The organism is Streptomyces sp. NPDC004732 (genome assembly GCF_040609235.1).
In the GTDB taxonomy this organism is placed as follows: Bacteria; Actinomycetota; Actinomycetes; order Streptomycetales; family Streptomycetaceae; genus Streptomyces.
This window is the reverse complement of record NZ_JBEXJR010000005.1, coordinates 306,917-326,574: the sequence shown is the minus strand read 5'-3', so window position 1 is coordinate 326,574 and position 19,658 is coordinate 306,917. Positions and strand designations below refer to the sequence as shown.

Sequence of the window (19,658 nt, the reverse complement as noted above, 5' to 3'; positions counted from 1 at the left end):
TCGGCCTGCCGGGCAACGTCCGCGACTCTCCGACCACCCCGCCGCACTCGCTGTAACGTGCAACCTGCTGTGCAGCCACGGCACTTGACGGTCAGTAACTAGGACAACTACACCAACTGCGGCAACGGGGGCGGACGGATGATCGGGCAGCTGCGGGATTCCTCCCCGCCGCGGACAGGGCCGTACGAGACGCTGGCCCGGCTCGGCGCGGGCGGCATGGGCGAGGTCTTCCTGGCCGCCCCCGGACCGCACGAGCCCGGCCGCCCCTACGATCCGGTCACGCTCGTCGCCGTGAAGGCGATCCGCAAGGACCTGGCGGGCGACGCCGCCTTCCGCGCCCGGTTCCGGCGCGAGATATCCGTCGCGAAGTCCGTGGACAGCCCCTTCGTGGCCCGGCTCGTCGCGGGCGACGCGGACGCCGGACAGCCCTGGCTCGCCACGGAGTACGTCGCCGGGCCGAACCTCGCCGACGCGGTGCGGCGGCACGGCCCGCTGCCGGTCGCCTCCGTCGCGGCGCTCGGCGCGGGAACGGCCCGCGCACTGGCCGCCGTGCACGCCGCGGGAGCCCTGCACCGCGACCTCAAGCCCGCGAACGTCCTGCTCGGCGCGGACGGACCCAAGCTCATCGACTTCGGTGTGGCGCGGGCGCTCGGCGCGACCACGATGACCTCGACGGGCCTGCTGGTGGGCACGCCCGGCTTCATGTCCCCCGAGCACGTGGCGGGCGGGCGCCATGTGGTGGCCGCCTCCGACGTGTTCTGTCTGGCGTCGGTGCTCGCCTATGCGGCGTCGGGCGACGATCCGTTCGGGGAAGGTCCGGTGGCGGCGGTCCTGTACCGCGTGTCCCGGGCCGAGGCCCGGCTGGAGGGTGTCCCCGAGGAGCTGCGCGAGCTGCTTGCCGCCTGCTTGTCGCGTGAGCCGGGCGGGCGGCCGGGGCCCGAGGAGGTGGCGGCGGGGCTGGCGGCGCTGCAGGGCGACGGTGACAGTGGTGACGGCGGCCGTGGCGCATCCGGGGGTCACTGGCCGGGCAGCGTCCTCGGCCTCATCGCCGAAATCCAGCGCGACGTCACGCAGTTGTGCGCCTCGGGACGCCCGCTGCTGCCCCTGCCCCCGATGCCGACCGGCCCCGCGCACCCGGCGACGCAGACCCCCACGCGCACCCCGACGGCGCTCGACGCCCCGGCGCCCACCCCGGCACCGTCCGGCCTCCCCGCCCACGGCCTCCCCACCATGAGCTCGGCCGCGCCCGTCGCGCCGCCCCGCCGCGGCATCGGCCGTCGCGGCGCCGTGCTGACCGTGGCCGCCGTGGCCGTGGCGGGCGCCGTCGTCGGCGGCCTGCTCGCCGTGCTGGGCCCCGACTCCGGGTCGGACTCCGGCTCCGGCTCCGGCTCCGGCTCCGAGGCGGGCGGCGGCAAGCCGGGCCGCGACGCCACGGGCGGGCCCGCGGCCCCCGGGGCCGCGAAGCCGTCCGTCTCCCCCGCCCGGCTGGTCGCCACCGCCGGGGTCGACGCGGGCGGCACCGACGACCGCAGCGGCCAGGTACCGCAGTACGAGGCGCAGCGCCCCAAGGGCTGGAAGCCGTGGCGGGCCAGGTTCGGGCATGCGCCGATGAGTTGCGCGGCCGACACCGAGGCGGTCGTGTGTCTGCTGACGAACGGCACGTACGAGGCGCGCAGCGCCGTCGACGGACACCGTCTGTGGACCTCGGACGGCCGCTCGGCGGAGGACGCCGGGGTGGGCGGCGAGGCCTACGTCAGCCCGTCCGGGGCGTTCTTCATGCCGGGTGACGAACAGGCTCCCGCGGTGCGCGGCGGGACGGCCGTCATCGCGTACAAGGGGCGCGTGCAGGTCCGCGACTCCCGGAGCGGCGACGTGCGGTGGACGGCCGGTGCCCCGGCGGGGAAGAAGGCCACGTCCGCCCTGCTCACCGACGACCACCTGATCGTCTCCTCCGAGGGCACCCTGGACGGCACGGACGGGCCGACGGGCGCCACGGTCCAGGCGTTCCCCGTGCGGCGTGGCGGCGACCCCGTGTGGACGTACGAACTCAGCGACAAGATCCTCTCCATGGCCGAGGAGGGCAACTACACCGCCTCGCTCGTCCACGACGGCCTGGTCTACGCCGACTCCCGGGACGGCGTCGTCGCGATCGACGAGAAGAAGGGCGACCGCGTGGGCGGCACCTTCGACGACGGCCAGTGCCGCTCCCTCATGGCGGACACGCGCGCCACCGCGGACCCGGACGACGACCAGATCCTCTGCACCCATGTGCTCGGCACCGCCGGTGACCTCGACGATCCGACCGCCGACCCGCAGACCCGGGTGACCCGTATGGACGCCCGCAAGCTCGCCGTCGAGGGCAAGTTCGGCTTCAAGGCCCCGCCGGTCGGCTCCGACGGGCACCCCGGCCAGGACATCGTGGTGAGCGCGGTCTCCCCCGGCGCGGCGCTCGCCTACGACACGACGGGCGGGAAGCTGCTCGTGGCCGACCCGAAGAACGGCAGGCTCACCCGCAGGGAGCCGCTCTCCGTGGTCGACTACGACATCGAGCGCCCCGTGTCCTCCGGCGCCCTCGTCATCGGCGGCCGCGCCCTGACCGCCGACAACTCCACGCTGCGGACGGTGCCGTTGACGGCGCGGGGCAAGGTCCGCACCGTCCGGGTCCCCGGCGCCCCCGGCAACCGCGCCGCGAAGCCGTCCGATGACAACGGCACGGTGATCGCCGACCAGCCGAAGCCGCCGACGGTGCTGCCGCTGGGCGGGGTCGCGACGATCGTGTACGACCAGGGGACGGTCGTCTCGGTCCAGCTCCCTTCCTGACCGAGACGACCGTTCCGGGCTCTTCCCCACCGCCGTCCCCGACTCTTCCCCACCGCAGTCCCGACTCTCCCCCTGCCTTCAACTTCCTTACGCAGGGCCCCCCTTGGAGGACTCGTGCTCGACCCCCTGCCCGGTCCGCCGCGCCAGGTCGGCCCGTACCGGCTGCTCGCCCTCATCGGCACGGGCGGCATGGGCGAGGTCTACCTGGCCCGCGAGCCGCGGCCCGGCGCGCCGCTCGTCGCGGTCAAGACCGTCCGGCCGGACCTGGACATCGACCGGGAGTTCCGGATCCGGTTCCGCCGGGAGATCGCGGCGGCGCGCGCGGTCTCGGGCGAGGGCACGGCGGCCCTGCTCGACGGGGACGCGGACACCGAGGTGCCGTGGCTGGCCACCGAGTACGTCGCCGGGCCCTCGCTCGCGGACGCGGTGCGCCGCTGCGGGCCGCTGCCGACGGAGGCGGTGCGCGCGCTGGGCGCCGGGCTCGCCCGCGCGCTGGCCGCCGTGCACGCGGCCGAGGTCCTGCACCGTGACCTCAAGCCCGGCAACGTACTCCTCACCCCCGAAGGCCCCACCCTCATCGACTTCGGCATCGCGCAGGCCTTCGACGCGACGGCGCTGACGACGGCCGGGATGGTGGTGGGCACGCCCGGGTTCATGGCGCCCGAGCAACTGGAGGGCAGCCATGCGGTGGTGCCCGCGTCGGACGTCTTCACGCTGGGCGCGGTGCTCTGCTTCGCGGCGACGGGGCGCGGTCCCTTCGACGACCAGGAACTGGCCTCGGTGATCTTCCGCATCGCGCAGGGCGACGCGGACCTCTCCGCGGTCCCCGACGGCCTGCGCGAAGTGATCACTGACTGTCTGCGCCCGGCGCCCGACGAGCGGCCCACCGCGGCGGTGCTCGCCGAGCGCCTGACGGACGGTGCCGGGTCGGCCGTGCCGTGGCCCGCGCCGGTGCTCTCGCTCTTCGCCGAGCACCGGGAGGCGGTGGCACGCTGCGAACGGGAGGCGGACCGGCACTCATTGGCGGACGCGGCCACGACGTCCGGGGTCACATCCTCTCCGCCCCCTCTGGCTCCTCCGGCTCCTCCGGCTCCATTGACCCCACCCGCCTCACCGGCCCCCCGGCGCCGCGCATGGTGGTTCGTCGCCGCCGCGGCGGTGGCGGCCGCGGTGACCGTGGCGGCGGTGCTGATACCCGGGGACGGCGAGAAGGACGGCGGGGGCGCGTCGGCGTCCGACGGCCGCACCCCCGCCAGCCCCGCCAACCCCACAGCCCCCACCGCCCGCATCGTCACGGAGTACGGAAACCGGGCCCACTCCGGTGAGTTCGGCGCGGCGAAGAAGCCCGCGTCCGCCCGGCCCAAGGGCTGGAAGCCCTGGTCGGTGCAGCGCCCGAAGGGCCTGGACGACCGGGGCAACGGCTGTCTGCTGGCCGCATCGACGCTCGTGTGCCGGGACGGCAAGGGCGCCGCCACCGCCCTCGACGCGGCGACCGGCGCCCACCACTGGACGTCCCGCGGCTTCCCGGTCACGGCCGACGGCCTCCAGGGCATCCAGGAACTGCCGCCCGGGAGCGACGGCAAGCGCGTGTACGTGCCGAGCGAACGCGGCGTGATCGCGGTGGACCTGTCCTCGGGCGCCGAGCGCTGGCGCAAGCCGACGGCGCCCGACACGGTCGTGATGGCTCTGACGTACGCGAACGGGGTGGTCTACACGGCCGAGTTCGGCTTCGCGGACGAGACGACGGGCCCGAGTCACGCGCAGGTGCGCGCCCGCCGCGCGAAGGACGGCCACGAATTGTGGAAGTCGCCTCCACTGTCCACCAAGGTGCAGCCCTCGCTCCTCGTCGAGGACGGCAAGGTGTACGCGGCCGTCGAGGGCAAGGGCGTCCTGGCCCTCTCCACCGCGAACGGCAAGGTCACCCGACGCGCGCCCGGCCAGTCCTGCTCCGGGCTCCTGGCCCACCGCGGGTCGATCCTGTGCTGGGACCACGGCACGCCTGGCGTCCGCGAACTGAATCCCGGAACCCTCGCCACGCGCCGCACCCTGGCACCCGGCCTCGAACCCGCGCTGCCACCGGTCGTGGGCGACGCGGACGTCCTCGTGGTGGCCACCGGGAGCCCCGACCCCGACGACCCGGTCACCCACACCATGACGGCCTTCGACTGGCGCACCGGCAAGCGCCTGTGGCGGTACGGCGGCCCGCAGGACACCGTGTCCCTCGCCCTGACGGGCCACCGGGTCCTCGCCGTCGGGCTGTACGAGATGTGGGGCCGCTCCACCAGGGACGACGTCAACTCCTACCGCAAGAAGGACATCCCCCTGGCGGACGGGCAGACGGAGTACGACGACCCGCCGTCCCTGCGCTCCCCGCTGTACGTCGGCGGCGCCCTGTTCACCGCCACGGACGACGGCAGATTCCTCTCCGGCTACGCCCCTTAGCCGCACCGACAGCCCGGCTCACCCGATGGGGAAGGCGAGTTCACGGCCCGTCGCGAGGAACTCCTGCCGCGTGATGGTGAAGGCCTCCCACGCCTCGCTCATCGCGAGGAAGAACCGCGCCATGCCGTCGTGGCCGCGCCACTGGCCGCCGTACGGCAGGTTCTCCGCCTGGTGGAGGACGACCTCGGGTGAGAAGTAGGGCGCGAGCAGAGCGAACGACGCGCGGGCGCGTCGCACACCGGCGCTTTTCGGACCTCTGCCTCGGTGGGTCGACGGCACAGTACGGCATGCCTCAGGGTGGATGCGTACGGTTCAACAAGCCATACGGCATATGCGAATTCGGTCCGCACTTGCCATTCATGGTGAGGCCGGTCTTGCATGCGCCCTTACGCACTAGTAGTTAACAAAGCGCCGGATTGCTCACCCGAAGGGCGTGGGAAGGCTCTTCCGGTAGGCAATTCGGCCCACAGGCCGGCACGCACCGCGGAACCCTCCACACCCCCGTATCCGTGCAGCGGACAGGAGCGGTCAGACATGCCTCTAGGCTCAACCCCGCCGGGCTCGCCCTCGCAGCCCACCATCCCCGTCCTGGATGTGCGGCCCGCCGTCCACGGCGGGCAAAAACCGGCGAAGGCGGTGCCGGGAGAGACGTTCCAGGTCACAGCCACGGTCTTCCGCGAGGGACACGAAGCGGTCGCCGCCAACGTCGTCCTGCGCGACCCCGGGGGGCGCCCCGGACCGTGGACCCCCATGCGGGAGCTCTCACCGGGCACCGACCGGTGGGGCGCCGACGTGACGCCGGACGCCGAAGGGCGCTGGACCTACGCCGTGGAGGCGTGGGGCGATCCGGTCACGACCTGGCGCCACCACGCGCAGATCAAGATACCCGCGGGTCTCGACACCGATCTGGTCCTGGAGGAGGGCGCCCGGCTCCACGAACGCGCCGCCACCGGCATACCCCGCACCGACCGGGCCGCCGTCCTCGACGCGGCCCGGGCACTGCGCGATACGGGCCGCTCACCGGCGGCCCGTCTTGCTGCCGCCCTCACCCCGGAAGTGCAGGACACGCTGGCCCGTCATCCACTGCGTGAACTCGTCACGTCCTCCGAGGAGTTGCCGCTCCTCGTCGAGCGGCGCCGGGCGCTCTTCGGGTCCTGGTACGAGTTCTTCCCGCGGTCGGAGGGCGCCCGCGTCGAGCAAGGGGCGCCGCCCGTTCCTGGGACCTTCCGCACCGCGGCCGCGCGGCTGCCCGCCATCGCCGAGATGGGCTTCGACGTCGTCTATCTGCCGCCGATCCACCCGATCGGCACCACCTTCCGCAAGGGGCCGGACAACTCCCTCTCGGTGGGCCCTGACGACGTCGGCGTGCCCTGGGCGATCGGTTCGCCGGAGGGCGGTCACGACGCCGTGCACCCGGATCTCGGGACGCTCGACGACTTCGACGCGTTCGTGCGCCGCGCCGCCGACCTCGGCCTCGAAGTCGCCCTGGACTTCGCGCTGCAGTGCTCGCCGGACCACCCGTGGGTGGAGAAGCACCCCGACTGGTTCCGCCACCGGGCGGACGGCACCATCGCGTACGCGGAGAATCCGCCGAAGAAGTACCAGGACATCTATCCGCTCGCCTTCGACAAGGACCTGCCGGGGCTGATCGCGGAGACCGTGCGGCTGCTGCGCTTCTGGATGGGGCACGGCGTACGCGTCTTCCGCGTCGACAATCCGCACACCAAGCCCGTCGTTTTCTGGGAGCGGGTGCTCGCGGACATCAACGGCACGGACCCCGACGTCATCTTCCTCGCCGAGGCGTTCACCCGCCCCGCGATGATGCAGACCCTCGCGGCCGTCGGCTTCCAGCAGTCCTACACGTACTTCACCTGGCGGAACGGGAAGGACGAACTCACCGACTACCTCACCGAGTTGTCGCGGGACACCGCGCACTTCCTGCGCCCCAACTTCTTCGTGAACACCCCCGACATCCTGCACGCCTACCTCCAGGAGGGCGGCCGCCCCGCCTTCGAGGTGCGGGCCGTGCTCGCCGCCACGCTGTCGCCGACGTGGGGCGTCTACAGCGGATTCGAGCTGTGCGAGAACACCGCGGTACGGCGAGGGAGCGAGGAGTACCTGCATTCGGAGAAGTACCAACTGCGGCCACGCGACTGGGCGTCGGCCGCACAAAGAGGCGACACGATCGCCCCGCTGATCACCGCGCTCAACCGCATCCGGCGCGCGAGCCCCGCGCTCCGGCAACTGCGCGACCTGCACTTCCACCAGACGGACCAGGAAGCGGTGATCGCGTACTCGAAGACGGCCGTCGGCGAGCACGGCTCGAACACTGTTCTCGTCGTCGCCAACCTCGACCCTCACCACACCCAGGAGGCCACGGTCTCGTTGAACATGCCGCAACTCGGCCTGGACTGGCACGAGTCCGTGCCGGTGCGCGACGAGCTCACCGGCGAGACCTATCACTGGGGCAGGGCCAACTACGTGCGTCTGGAACCGGGCCGCGCCCCCGCGCACATCCTCACGGTCCTGCGACCGTCCTCACCGTTGATCGGAGGGTCATCCACACCATGATCGTCAATGAGCCCGTCCAGGACACCTTCGAGGACACACCCGCCAAGGACCGCGACCCCGAATGGTTCAAGCGCGCCGTCTTCTACGAAGTCCTGGTCCGTTCCTTCCAGGACAGCAACGGCGACGGCATCGGCGACCTCAAGGGCATCACCGCCAAGCTCGACTACCTCCAATGGCTCGGCGTCGACTGCCTCTGGCTGCCCCCCTTCTTCCAGTCCCCCCTGCGCGACGGCGGCTACGACGTCTCCGACTACACCGCCGTCCTCCCCGAATTCGGCGACCTCGCCGACTTCGTCGAATTCGTCGACTCCACCCACCAACGCGGCATGCGCGTCATCATCGACTTCGTCATGAACCACACCAGCGACCAGCACCCGTGGTTCCAGGCATCGCGCACCGACCCCGAAGGCCCTTACGGCGACTACTACGTCTGGGCGGACGACGACAAGCAGTACCAGGACGCCCGCATCATCTTCGTCGACACCGAAGCCTCCAACTGGACCTTCGACCCCGTCCGCAAGCAGTACTTCTGGCACCGCTTCTTCTCCCACCAACCCGACCTCAACTACGAGAACCCCGCGGTCCAGGAAGAAATCATCTCCGCCCTGCGCTTCTGGCTCGACCTCGGCATCGACGGCTTCCGGCTCGACGCCGTCCCCTACCTCTTCGCCGAAGAGAACACCAACTGCGAGAACCTCCCCCGCTCCCACGCCTTCCTGCAACGCGTCCGCGCCGAAATCGACGCCCACTACCCCGACACCGTCCTCCTCGCCGAGGCCAACCAATGGCCCGAGGACGTCGTCGACTACTTCGGCGACTTCCAAAACGGCGGCGACGAATGCCACATGGCCTTCCACTTCCCCGTCATGCCCCGCATCTTCATGGCCGTCCGCCGCGAATCCCGCTACCCCGTCTCCGAAATCCTCGCAAAGACCCCCGCCATCCCGTCCGGCTGCCAATGGGGCATCTTCCTGCGGAACCACGACGAGCTCACCCTCGAAATGGTCACCGACGAAGAACGCGACTACATGTACGCGGAATATGCCAAAGACCCCCGCATGCGCGCCAACATCGGCATCCGCCGCCGCCTGGCCCCCCTCCTGGACAACGACCGCAACCAGATCGAGCTCTTCACCGCCCTGCTGCTCTCCCTGCCCGGCTCGCCGATCCTCTATTACGGCGACGAGATCGGCATGGGCGACAACATCTGGCTCGGCGACCGCGACGCCGTCCGCACCCCCATGCAGTGGACCCCCGACCGCAACGCGGGCTTCTCCTCCAGCGACCCCGGCCGCCTCTACCTCCCCACGATCATGGACCCGGTCTACGGCTACCAGGTCACCAACGTCGAAGCCTCCATGTCCTCCCCCTCCTCCCTGCTCCACTGGACCCGGCGCATGATCGAGATCCGTAAACAGAACCCGGCGTTCGGACTCGGCTCGTACACCGAACTACCCTCGTCCAACCCGGCAGTTCTCGCCTTCCTGCGGGAAGCCCCTTCGACCGGCGCCGAGGGGGACGACGGCGACGATCTGGTGCTGTGCGTGCACAACTTCTCGCGTTTTGCCCAGCCCACCGAGCTGGATCTCCAGGCCTTCGAAGGCCGCCATCCCGTCGAGCTCATCGGCGGAGTGCGCTTTCCGGCCATCGGTGAGCTCCCGTACCTGCTGACACTCGCGGGACACGGGTTCTACTGGTTCCGGTTGCGCGCGGAACCGGCGTAGGCTCCGGCAGCGCGACGCCTCGCGGGGCGGTTTCCACCGCCCCGCCCTGGGCACTCCTACGCAACAAACGGCACCCCCATTTCGCACCACCGGCACTCCCGCACCCTGCCTTGTCCGCGACGCGGAAAGGACGCGACGCCATGTCGGAAGCCGCCATCCACCCCAGTGCGCACGCCACGGCGCTGCTCGCCTCGCTCGATCCGCTGCTGCGCGAATGGCTGCCCAGGCAGCGGTGGTTCGCCGGAAAGGGCCGCCCCATCGGCGCCCTCGAGGCGGTGGCTGCGACCGAAATCCTGCCGCGCAGTGCGCCGACCGGTCTGCTGCACCTCCTCCTGCGGGTGCGCCGCCCGCTGGCCGTCTCGCAGGACGCCGGGCTCGACGGCACCGCCGCCGACCGCCTCACCGACTGCTACCAGCTGCTGATCGGCGTGCGCCGCACCTTGCCGCCGCGCCTGGCCCCCGCCCTGATCGGCCACGTCGTCGAAGGCCCGCTCGCGGGCAGCACGGTGTACGACGCCCTGCACGACCCGCGGCTCGCCGGACTGCTCCTGGAACGGCTGCGGATGCCGGGACGCCACGGCGTGCTCCGCTTCGAGCGCGACATGGGCGTCGAGATCCCCTCCGGTCTCGCCCCGCGCCTGCTCACCTGCGAACAGTCCAACTCGTCGCTCGTGTACGGCGATACGTTCATCCTCAAGCTGTTCCGCCGCGTCGTGCCGGGACTCAACCCCGACCTCGAACTGCCGCTGGAGCTCGCCCGGGAGGGCTGCGCACGGGTGCCCGCGCCCGCCGCGTGGGTCTTCGCCGACCTGGTCGGCCCGGCCGCGCCCGAGGAGAGCTGCAGCCTCGGGGTGCTCCAGCCGTATCTGGCCGGGGCCGACGACGGCTGGGAGCTCGCCCTGCGGATGCGCGACAAGGGCGAGTCCTTCACCCGTGAGGCGCGGGCGCTCGGCCGCGCCACCGCCGAGGTGCACGCCGCCCTCGCGGCCGCGCTGCCGACCGTCACGCTGGGCCGGGCACAGGTGGAGCTGGTCGCCGACGCCATGGCGGAGCGCCTCGCCGCGGCGGCGCAGTCGGTCCCCGCGCTGCGGCCCTACGCCCCCGGGCTGCTCACCGCCTTCGAGGCGCTGGCCGACCTGGGCGGCGAGGGACAGGCGTGGACGGCCCAGCGCGTCCACGGCGACCTGCACCTCGGGCAGTGTCTGCGCTCCCCGGACGGCGAGTGGTCGCTCATAGACTTCGAGGGCGAACCCGCACGGCCGCTCGCCGAACGCAGGCTGCCCCAGCCCCCGGCCCGCGACGTGGCGGCCATGCTGCGCTCCTTCGACTACGCGGCGTCCCACGGCACCTGGTCGCCCGGGTGGGCCGAGGAGTGCCGGGCCGCGTTCTGCTCGGGATACGCGGAGGTGGCGGGCAGCGACCCGCGCACCGACCCCGTGCTGCTGCGCGCCCACGAGACCGACAAGGCGGTCTACGAAGTCCTGTACGAGGCCCGCCACCGCCCCGACTGGCTGCCGGTACCGCTGGCGGCGGTCCGCCGTCTCGCCGGGGACGGCCCCGCCGACGAAGCCCACTGACCATTCCTCCGGAGGAGGCCTCCCCAGTGACCCCGCGCCCCCGCAAACCGTCCGACGAATCCGCCGCCCCCACTCCACCGGCCACCCCGGCCGGACCGGGTGCGGCGAGCGGGAAGAGCCCGAAGGCGGCGAAGCCCGCGAAGCGCGCAAGGAGCGCGAAGAAGGCGGCGGCGAAAGCACCGGCGCCCGTCACCGCACCTTCCGCCACCGCACCTCCCGTCACCGCGCCGCCCAGCACCGAGCCACCCGTCACCGAATCCCCCGTCGGCGAAGGCGACCGCGCCCGGCTCCTGAGCGGCACCCACCACGACCCGCACGGCGTCCTGGGCGCCCACTCCGTGCCCGGCGGCACGGCCTTCCGGGCCCTGCGCCCGTACGCGAAGGCGGTCGCCGTCGTCGCCGACGGGCTCCGCGCCGAGCTGCGCGACGACGGCGACGGCTTCTTCTCCGCAGTCCTCCCGCTGCGGGCCGTGCCCGCGGACTACCGACTGCACGTCACGTACGAGGAGGCGGAGCTGGAGATCCACGACGCGTACTCCTTCCTGCCCTCGCTCGGCGAGTTCGACCTGCATCTGATCGGCGAGGGCAGGCACGAAGAGCTGTGGAAGGCGCTCGGTGCCCGGCCCATGACCCACCGGGGCGCCACCGGCACCCGGTTCACGGTGTGGGCGCCCAACGCCCAGGGGGTGCGGGTCGTCGGGGGCTTCAACTTCTGGGACGGCACCGGATTCCCGATGCGCTCGCTCGGCGGCAGCGGCGTGTGGGAGCTGTTCGTGCCGTCCGTCGGCGAGGGCGAGCTGTACAAGTTCGAGATCACCCGGCCCGACGGCTCGACGACCCAGCGCGCCGACCCGCTGGCGCGCCGCACGGAGGCGCCGCCCGCCAACTCCTCGGTCGTGCACGAGTCGCACCACGAATGGCACGACCGGGAGTGGCTCGCGAGGCGCGGGGACCTGCCCGTGCACCAGGCGCCCTTCTCGGTCTACGAGGTGCATCTCGCTTCCTGGCGGCCTGGTCTGACGTACCGCCAGCTCGCCGAGCAGCTGCCCGCGTACGTCTCGGACCTGGGGTTCACGCACGTCGAGCTGATGCCCGTCGCCGAGCACCCCTTCGGCGGGTCCTGGGGCTATCAGGTCACCGGCTTCTACGCGCCGACCGCCCGCCTCGGCACGCCCGACGACTTCAAGTTCCTCGTCGACGCGCTGCACCGGGCCGGGATCGGCGTCCTGATGGACTGGGTGCCCGCGCACTTCCCGCGCGACGACTGGGCGCTCGCCGAGTTCGACGGCAGGACCCTGTACGAGCACGAGGACCCGGCCCGGTCGGCGCACCCCGACTGGGGCACCCTTGAGTTCGACTACGGCCGCAAGGAAGTGCGCAACTTCCTCGTCGCCAACGCCAGTTACTGGTGCGAGGAGTTCCACATAGACGGGCTGCGCGTCGACGCCGTGGCCTCCATGCTCTACCTCGACTACTCGCGCGAGGACGGCGAGTGGACGCCCAACGCGCACGGCGGCCGCGAGAACCTCGACGCCGTCTCCTTCCTCCAGGAGATGAACGCCACCGTCTACCGCCGCTCCCCCGGTGTCGTCACCATCGCCGAGGAGTCCACGGCCTGGGACGGCGTCACCCGGGCCACGCACCACCAGGGCCCGGGCGGCTTCGGCGGCCTCGGGTTCGGGCTGAAGTGGAACATGGGCTGGATGCACGACTCGCTCGACTACGTCGCCAAGGAGCCGGTGCACCGCAAGTACCACCACAACGAGATGACGTTCTCGATGGTGTACGCGTACAGCGAGAACTACGTCCTGCCGATCTCGCACGACGAGGTCGTCCACGGCAAGCAGTCGCTGGTGTCGAAGATGCCGGGCGACTGGTGGCAGCAACGCGCCAACGAGCGCGCGTACCTCGGCTTCATGTGGGCCCACCCCGGCAAGCAACTCCTCTTCATGGGGCAGGAGTTCGCGCAGGGCGCCGAGTGGTCGGAGGGGCACGGCCCGGACTGGTGGCTGCTCGATCCGGCGTACGGCGCGGAGCCCGACCACCGGGGCGTGCGGGACCTCGTCCGCGAGCTGAACACCGTCTACCGCCGCGAGGGCGCCCTGTGGCAGCGCGACACGGACCCCGGGGGCTTCGCCTGGGTGGACGGCGACGCCGCGGAGGACAACGTCTTCGCCTTCCTCCGGTGCCCCGCGCAGAACACCGCGGGTTCCGACGGGCGTCCGCTGCTCGCCGTCTCCCACTTCTCCCCGGTCGTCCGGCACGGCTACCGCCTGGGCGTGCCGGACGAGTTCGCCGCGTGGCAGGAGGTCCTCAACACGGACGAGGCGCGCTACGGCGGCGGCGACGTCACCAACCCCGACCCGCTGAAGCCGGAGCCGGTGGCGTCGCACGGCCGTCCCGCGTCCCTGCGCCTGACCCTGCCGCCGCTGGCTACGGTGTGGCTGCGTCCGGCGTGAGGTCCTTCAGCGCCACCGGCAGCTCCTCCGCGTACAGGACACCGAGCCGCTGGGTGGCCCGGGTGAGCGCCACGTAGAGATCGCTCGTCCCGTACTGCGCGGGCTCCACGACCAGGACCGTGTCGAACTCCAGACCCTTCGCCTGACGCGGGTCGATCAGGACGACCGCCCGCGTCAGGTCCGGGGCCTGCCCGGCCGTCACACCGGGCAGCTGTGCGGCGAGCTCCGCGTGGAGCCCGCGGGGGGCGATCACCGCGAGACGGCCCTCGTCCCGCGCCTCGGCGGCCACCGCGGCGGCCACGGCTGCGGCGAGGTCGTCCGTGCGGCGCGCCCAGGGACGTACGCCCGTGGAGCGCACCGAACTCGGCGGCATGAAGTCGGGCTGCTCCAGGCGCGGCACCTCGGCCGCCACCTCCATGATCTCCACGGGGGTGCGGTAGTTGACGCCGAGCCGCGTGTACTCCCAGCGGTCCTCGACGTACGGGGCGAGGATGCTGTCCCACGAGCCGCAGCCGCCCGCCTCTGCGGTCTGCGCCGGGTCGCCGACGAGCGTCATGGAGCGGGTCGGGCAGCGCCGCATGAGCAGCCGCCAGGCCATCGCGGAGAGCTCCTGCGCCTCGTCGACGATGATGTGCCCGAACGCCCAGGTGCGGTCGGCGGCCGCGCGCTCCGCGGCGCTGCGGTGGTCGGCCTCCTCCTGGCGCTCGGCCATCCGCTCCGCGTCGATGATGTTGTGCGCGAGCAGGACCTCGGCGTCGTCCTCGTCCTTGTCCTCGAACTCGTACGTCCGGGAGGCGCGCGAGACGTCGAGCACGCCCTGCGCATAGGCGATCTGCTTCGCCCGCTCCGCCTCGGACGCGGCCCGCGCCGCGCTGTCGTCGTGGCCGAGGAGTTCGGCTGCCTCGTCGAGCAGCGCGACGTCGGCGGCGGTCCAGGGCGCGTCGTAGGGCCTGCGGACGACCTCGGCGTCCCGCTCGGACAGGCCCGTCGGCTCCTCCAGGAAGTCGGCGACGAAGCGCTGCGGGGTGAGCGTCGGCCACAGCTCCTCGATGGCGGCGTGCACCTCGGCGCTGGCCGCGACGCCCTTGCCGAGCTGGGCGATGTCGTCGGGGCCCAGGAAGTTCGGCCCGCCGTACGGATCGTGGCCGATGCGCTCGGCGAGCTGTGCGGTCAGCTCGTCGATGATGCGGAAGGCGAAGTGCGGGCGGCCGAGGTTGTGCGGGACGTCCGCCGCGCGGGCCGCCTCGCGTGCCTGGTCGGCGATCGTCCAGTCCAGGATCAGGTCGCCGTCGTCGTGCGCGATGACGATCGGCTCGCCCGGCTCGGGGGTGCGCTGCCGGTCGCGCACGGCCGCGGCGAGCACGTCCGCCATCTCCGCGCGGCCCTTCACCTCGGCCGCCTCGGGGCTGTCCGTGCCGGTCGCCTCAACGCCGGGGAAGAGCTCGCCGACCGTGGCGAGGAGCACGCCCGTCTCGCCGAGGGCGGGCAGGACCTCGCCGATGTAGCCGAGGAAGGCCGGGTTCGGGCCGACGATCAGGACCGCGCGCTTGGCGAGCAGCTCGCGGTGGGCGTAGAGGAGGAACGCGGCCCGGTGCAGGGCCACGACGGTCTTGCCCGTCCCCGGGCCGCCCTCGACGACGAGGACGCCGCGGTGCGGGGCGCGGATGATGCGGTCCTGCTCGGCCTGGATGGTCTGCACGATGTCGTGCATGCGGCCGGTGCGGGCCGAGTCGAGCGCGGCGAGCAGCACCTCGTCGGCGTCGCTGCCCTCGTGGCCGGTGCGGGTCGTGTCGCTCAGGTCGAGGAGCTCGTCGTGCAGGCCGGTGACCTCGCGGCCCTCGGTGGTGATGTGCCGGCGCCTGCGCAGGCCCATCGGGGTGTGACCCGTCGCGAGATAGAAGGGGCGCGCGACATCGGCACGCCAATCGATCACGAGTGGGGTGCGCTCGATGTCGGATGCACGGATTCCGATGCGCCCGATGTGGTGATCACGGCCGTCGCGGAATTCGAGCCTCCCGAAACACAGTCCGTTCTCCCCCGCGTCGAAGGCGGCGAGCAGCCCGGACCGCTCCGCCACCAGGACATCACGCTCCAGGCGCGCCTGGAGACCGTTGCCCACCTGCGACAACGACGCCTGCACGGCGGACTCGGCCTCCTCGCGCAGCGCGTCCAGGCGTGCGTACAGCCCGGAGACGAATTGCTGCTCTTCACGCAATTCCTCGGTTGACAATTCAGCCCCTCGCCAGTTACAGTGCTCTTATTGAACTTCTCACGTAAGCCGAGCTGTACAAATGCGCAGAGCTTCGCGAAAGAATCCAATATACGCAGAGAATCGCCCCGGACGTCAATTCGTCCGGGGCGATTTCTTTTCGAAGTCGGGGTCGAAGTCGGGGCTCAGATCACGTCGGCCAGCTCCGTGAGCAGCTTCCGCTTGGCCCGCGCGCCCACCATCTGCAGGACGGGCTCACCGCCACGGAACACGATCATGGTCGGCGCCGAGAGCACCTTGTAGGCGATCGCCGTCTCCGGACTGCGGTCCACGTCCAGCTGCACGATCTTGATGCGCTCCGCCTCCTCGCGCGCCAGCTCGCTGAGCACCGGCGCCAGCTGGCGGCACGGCCCGCACCAGTCCGCCGTGAACTCCACGAGCACGGGGCGGTCCGCCTCCCGCAGCACCTCCCCCTCGAAATCCGCGTCCGTCACCTCGGCCACGCCTGCTGCCTTCACTGCCGTCACACTCCTCATCCCGTCAGTTCGCACCGCGGCTCGGGGCTGCCGTCGAGTGCCGCCTCGGCGCGCACGAGCTGCGCCCCGACCTGGTCGCGCACCGCCGCCAACTCGCCGATCAGCGCGTCGAGTTCGGTGAGCTTGCGGCGGTAGACGGCGAGCGACGCGGGGCAGGAGTCACCCTCCGGATGGCCGGAGCGCAGACACTCCACGAAGGGCCTGGTCTCCTCCAGATCGAACCCGAAGTCCTGCAGGGTCCTGATCTGCTCCAGGAGCCGCACGTCGTCCTCGTCGTACGTGCGGTAGCCGTTGCCGGACCGCCGCGCGGGGAGCAGCCCGCGGGACTCGTAGTAGCGCAGCGTCCGCGTGGTCGTCCCCGCGCGCGCCGCGAGCTCGCCGATTCGCATGCCTCGAAGGTAATCCTTGACGTGGGCGTCAAGGCCAGAGGTTTCTTCCGGCGAGGGCCCAGAGGACTCAGCGGGTCGAGAGGGCTCAGAGGGTCGAGAGGGCTGGGAGGGGTCAGTCGAAGTCCAGCTCCCCGTACGCCCGCCTGAACTCGTGGAAGCCCTCCACCCCGGCCATCAGCACCACGCCGTCCCACAGCCGCCCGGCCCGCTCACCCCTGGGCGCCGGGGAGACGACGGGGCCGAACAGCGCGCCCGCGCCCGCCACGGAGAGCACGGGGGTGCCGACGTCGTGGCCCACCAGTGCCACGGCGGCCTCGTGGGAGGAGCGCACCGCGGCGTCGTACTCCGTGGTCATCGCCACGTCGCCGAGGTCCGCGGGGAGTCCCGCGTCGGCGAGCGCGGCGGCCGTGCCCGCCCAGTCCTGCTGTCCGTGGATCCGCGCGCCGAGCGCGTCGAAGTACCGGCCGAGCGCCGCGTTCCCGAACCGCTCACGGACGGCCGCGCAGATCCGTCCGGGCGCCTTCATGTACTCCCCATAGAGCCCCTCCGGGTCCTCCGGATCGACGGCGAGTTCTTCATTGAGCACGGCCAGGCTCATCACCCGCCACTGGACGTCCACGTCCCGCACGCGTTCCACCTCCCGCAGCCAGCGCGAGGTGATCCAGGTGTACGGGCACACGGGGTCGAACCAGAAGTCGACGCGGCTGTCTGAGGTGGGGGTGGCAGTCACGCAACTACCGTACGCCTTCGGAAAGTTGACGCAGCACAGCCATTGACGCCCCGCTCGACCACAACTACAAAACCAGCAACACCTTTCTGAGAGCGCTCTCACCGCGACACTCCCACCCCCCACGGAGGTGCCTGATGAGCACAGTCCACACCCACCCCACGCCCCGTACGCCCCGCATGAGGCGCAGGACCCCGCTCCTCGCCGCTCTTGCGGCCGTCGGCCTGCTCGGGACGCTGATGCTGCCCGGCACGGCACGCGGCGACGTGCCACCGCCCGCGCCCGGCTGGTCGCTGAAGTGGAGCGACGACTTCAACGGCGCCGCGGGCAGCGCCCCCTCCGCCGAGAACTGGCAGGTCGACCTCGGCCACGGCTACCCCGGCGGTCCTGGCAACTGGGGCACGGGAGAGATCCAGGAGTACACGGACTCCCCGGACAACCTGAGCGTCGACGGGTCGGGCAACCTGCGGATCACGCCGCGCAAGGACGCGTCGGGCAAGTGGACTTCGGCGCGGATCGAGACGAAGCGCAGCGACTTCAAGGCACCGGAGGGCGGCACGCTGGCCATCGAGGGGCGCGTCCAGATGCCGGACGTCTCGGGTGACTCGGCGCTCGGCTACTGGCCCGCGTTCTGGGCCCTCGGCTCCCCCTACCGGGGCAACTACCAGAACTGGCCCTCCATAGGCGAGTTCGACGTCATGGAGAACGTGAACGGCATCAACTCGGTCTGGGGCGTGCTGCACTGCGGCGTGAACCCGGGCGGCGACTGCAACGAGACCCAGGGCCTCGGCGCGAGCCGCGCCTGCCCCGGCGACGCCTGCCAGTCGGCATTCCACACGTACCGCTTCGAGTGGGACCGCTCGGTGACCCCCAACCAGCTGCGCTGGTACGTCGACGGGGAGCAGTTCCACACCCTGAGCCAGGACCGCTTCTCCCAGCGGACGTGGGACGACATGACCTCGCACCAGGGCTACTTCATCCTGCTGAACGTGGCGATGGGCGGCGGCTTCCCGGACGGCGTCGCGGGCCACGCGACCCCGACGGCGGCGACCCGGCCCGGCCACGCGATGGCGGTCGACTACGTGGCGGTGTGGACGCGGCCGTAGGACGGTCTAAGCGGGCGTGGTGCCCAGGGCCTCGCGGAGCCAGTTGTCCGCGAGGCCCGGGGTCGGGTCCGGGAGTGCCTGCGGTGGGGTCGTCACCTCGGCCGCGAGGTGCCAGTAGCGGTCGATGCGGGGCTCCGCGGCGAGCATCCGGTGCAGGGTGCGGCGGAAGTCGGCGGTGTCGCGGCGGTTGAGTGCCGCGGCGTGGACCGCCACGAAGCAGTCGAGGGCCTCGCCCCGGTGCGGGGCCCGGTCCGCCCGCAGCTCCGCCGCGGCCAGTTCGAAGGCCTCGGGGAGTCCTTCGTAGAGCACGGCGGGGCGGTACCCCTTGCCGGACATGTGCACTTCGGGCTGGCCGTAGTCCGTGCCCGCGCGGGGTCCTGAGACGAAGCAGGGAGCGGTGACGAAGTCCTGCAGCCGGGCGAAGGCGAGGACTTGGGACGGGGCCGGGGCGTCGGGCGGTGCCGGTACGGCCCGGTCGACGACGGCCGCGACCACCCGGGACGGCAGCCGCGCGGGCAGCCAGCACCGCCAGAACCGGGCGAGCGCGGCGGTCCCCGGCGGCGTGGACAGGCCCCCCACGAGGCGCAGCCTCTCCGCGCGCTCCTCGACCGTGCAGTCGGTGAGGAGCTGCAGCGCCGCCTCCCGCCAGCGCAGCGCGGCCAGCCGCGAGCCGACCTCCTTCAGCTGGCCCGCGATGACGTCCTCCAGCGCGTCCTCCTGGTCCAGGACGCGGCTCACGTCGGGCACGGGGAGATCGAGCGTGCGCAGGGAGCGGATGAGGCGGAGCCGGTCCAGGGCCTCGGGGCCGTAGCGGCGGTGGCCGCCTCCGCTGCGGGCGGCTTCGGGCAGCAGGCCGCGGTCGGAGTAGAAGCGGACGGTCTTGACCGTGACGCCCGCCCGTTCGGCGAGCTGTCCGATGCTCCACATGCCGTCGGGCGACACCACTTGAACCTCCCTCAGGGGGAGTTCCTACGGTACCGGCGAGCGCGGGGCGGCCCCGCGCGGATCTCAGAGCCTGTCTTTGAACCCCCGTCGTTCGCGCGAAGCGCGGGCGCAGCGGCGGCCGGTGCGTGCGATCGGTGTGCGGAGTCCCCGGTC

The 19,658-nt window shown here is 72.2% G+C and carries 11 protein-coding genes and 2 pseudogenes; 7 read left to right on the top strand and 6 right to left on the bottom strand.

The window, feature by feature from the left end; all coding sequences use genetic code 11:
* Positions 1 to 138: 138 nt before the first annotated feature.
* Both ABZV77_RS16965 and ABZV77_RS16960 read left to right on the top strand, forming a co-directional pair.
* Positions 139 to 2,820: a serine/threonine-protein kinase gene (locus ABZV77_RS16965; RefSeq protein ID WP_356256749.1), complete on the top strand. Its 2,682-nt coding sequence runs from the start codon at positions 139 to 141 to the stop codon at positions 2,818 to 2,820.
* A gap of 114 nt (positions 2,821 to 2,934) precedes the next feature.
* Positions 2,935 to 5,262: a protein kinase gene (locus ABZV77_RS16960; RefSeq protein WP_356256746.1), complete on the top strand. Its 2,328-nt coding sequence runs from the start codon at positions 2,935 to 2,937 to the stop codon at positions 5,260 to 5,262.
* 54 nt (positions 5,263 to 5,316) lie between these two features.
* Here the strand turns inward: ABZV77_RS16960 and ABZV77_RS16955 are convergent.
* Positions 5,317 to 5,484, bottom strand: a pseudogene (locus ABZV77_RS16955) (nuclear transport factor 2 family protein); the annotation flags it as partial.
* Between the two features lie 312 nt (positions 5,485 to 5,796).
* Here ABZV77_RS16955 and ABZV77_RS16950 point away from each other — a divergent pair.
* The 4 genes from ABZV77_RS16950 to glgB all read left to right on the top strand — a co-directional run bounded on the left by ABZV77_RS16950 (position 5,797) and on the right by glgB (position 13,593).
* Entirely contained in the window at positions 5,797 to 7,833 is a 2,037-nt protein-coding gene (locus tag ABZV77_RS16950; RefSeq protein WP_356256744.1) for an alpha-1,4-glucan--maltose-1-phosphate maltosyltransferase, read from the top strand.
* The gene (treS, locus tag ABZV77_RS16945) at positions 7,830 to 9,557 is read left to right on the top strand and encodes a maltose alpha-D-glucosyltransferase (RefSeq protein WP_356256741.1); all 1,728 of its coding nucleotides are present in this window, start codon (positions 7,830 to 7,832) and stop codon (positions 9,555 to 9,557) included. The genes ABZV77_RS16950 and treS overlap by 4 nt, the downstream gene beginning before the upstream one ends.
* A 140-nt stretch (positions 9,558 to 9,697) precedes the next feature.
* Positions 9,698 to 11,134: a maltokinase gene (locus ABZV77_RS16940; protein WP_356256738.1), complete on the top strand. Its 1,437-nt coding sequence runs from the start codon at positions 9,698 to 9,700 to the stop codon at positions 11,132 to 11,134.
* Between the two features lie 26 nt (positions 11,135 to 11,160).
* Positions 11,161 to 13,593: a 1,4-alpha-glucan branching enzyme gene (gene glgB, locus ABZV77_RS16935; protein ID WP_356256735.1), complete on the top strand. Its 2,433-nt coding sequence runs from the start codon at positions 11,161 to 11,163 to the stop codon at positions 13,591 to 13,593.
* Here the strand turns inward: glgB and ABZV77_RS16930 are convergent.
* The 4 genes from ABZV77_RS16930 to ABZV77_RS16915 all read right to left on the bottom strand — a co-directional run bounded on the left by ABZV77_RS16930 (position 13,568) and on the right by ABZV77_RS16915 (position 17,457).
* A complete protein-coding gene (locus tag ABZV77_RS16930; RefSeq protein ID WP_356256732.1) occupies positions 13,568 to 15,823 on the bottom strand; it encodes a helicase in 2,256 nt (751 codons plus the stop codon). The genes glgB and ABZV77_RS16930 overlap by 26 nt on opposite strands.
* A 164-nt stretch (positions 15,824 to 15,987) precedes the next feature.
* Positions 15,988 to 16,338 (bottom strand): thioredoxin, encoded by a 351-nt coding sequence (gene trxA / locus ABZV77_RS16925; protein ID WP_356256729.1) that lies wholly within the window; start codon positions 16,336 to 16,338, stop codon positions 15,988 to 15,990.
* On the bottom strand, positions 16,335 to 16,727 hold the full coding sequence (locus ABZV77_RS16920; RefSeq protein WP_356256726.1) for a MerR family transcriptional regulator: 393 nt from the start codon (positions 16,725 to 16,727) through the stop codon (positions 16,335 to 16,337). The genes trxA and ABZV77_RS16920 overlap by 4 nt, the downstream gene beginning before the upstream one ends.
* A 112-nt stretch (positions 16,728 to 16,839) precedes the next feature.
* Complete coding sequence (locus ABZV77_RS16915; protein WP_356256723.1) at positions 16,840 to 17,457, bottom strand: DsbA family protein; 618 nt, start codon at positions 17,455 to 17,457, stop codon at positions 16,840 to 16,842.
* Positions 17,458 to 17,633: 176 nt separating this feature from the next.
* On the opposite strand from ABZV77_RS16915, the pseudogene ABZV77_RS16910 reads away from it, so the two are divergent.
* Positions 17,634 to 18,554 (top strand): annotated as a pseudogene (locus ABZV77_RS16910) (glycoside hydrolase family 16 protein); the annotation flags it as partial.
* Positions 18,555 to 18,566: 12 nt separating this feature from the next.
* Here the strand turns inward: ABZV77_RS16910 and ABZV77_RS16905 are convergent.
* Complete coding sequence (locus ABZV77_RS16905; RefSeq protein ID WP_356257624.1) at positions 18,567 to 19,487, bottom strand: MerR family transcriptional regulator; 921 nt, start codon at positions 19,485 to 19,487, stop codon at positions 18,567 to 18,569.
* Positions 19,488 to 19,658 lie beyond the last annotated feature (171 nt).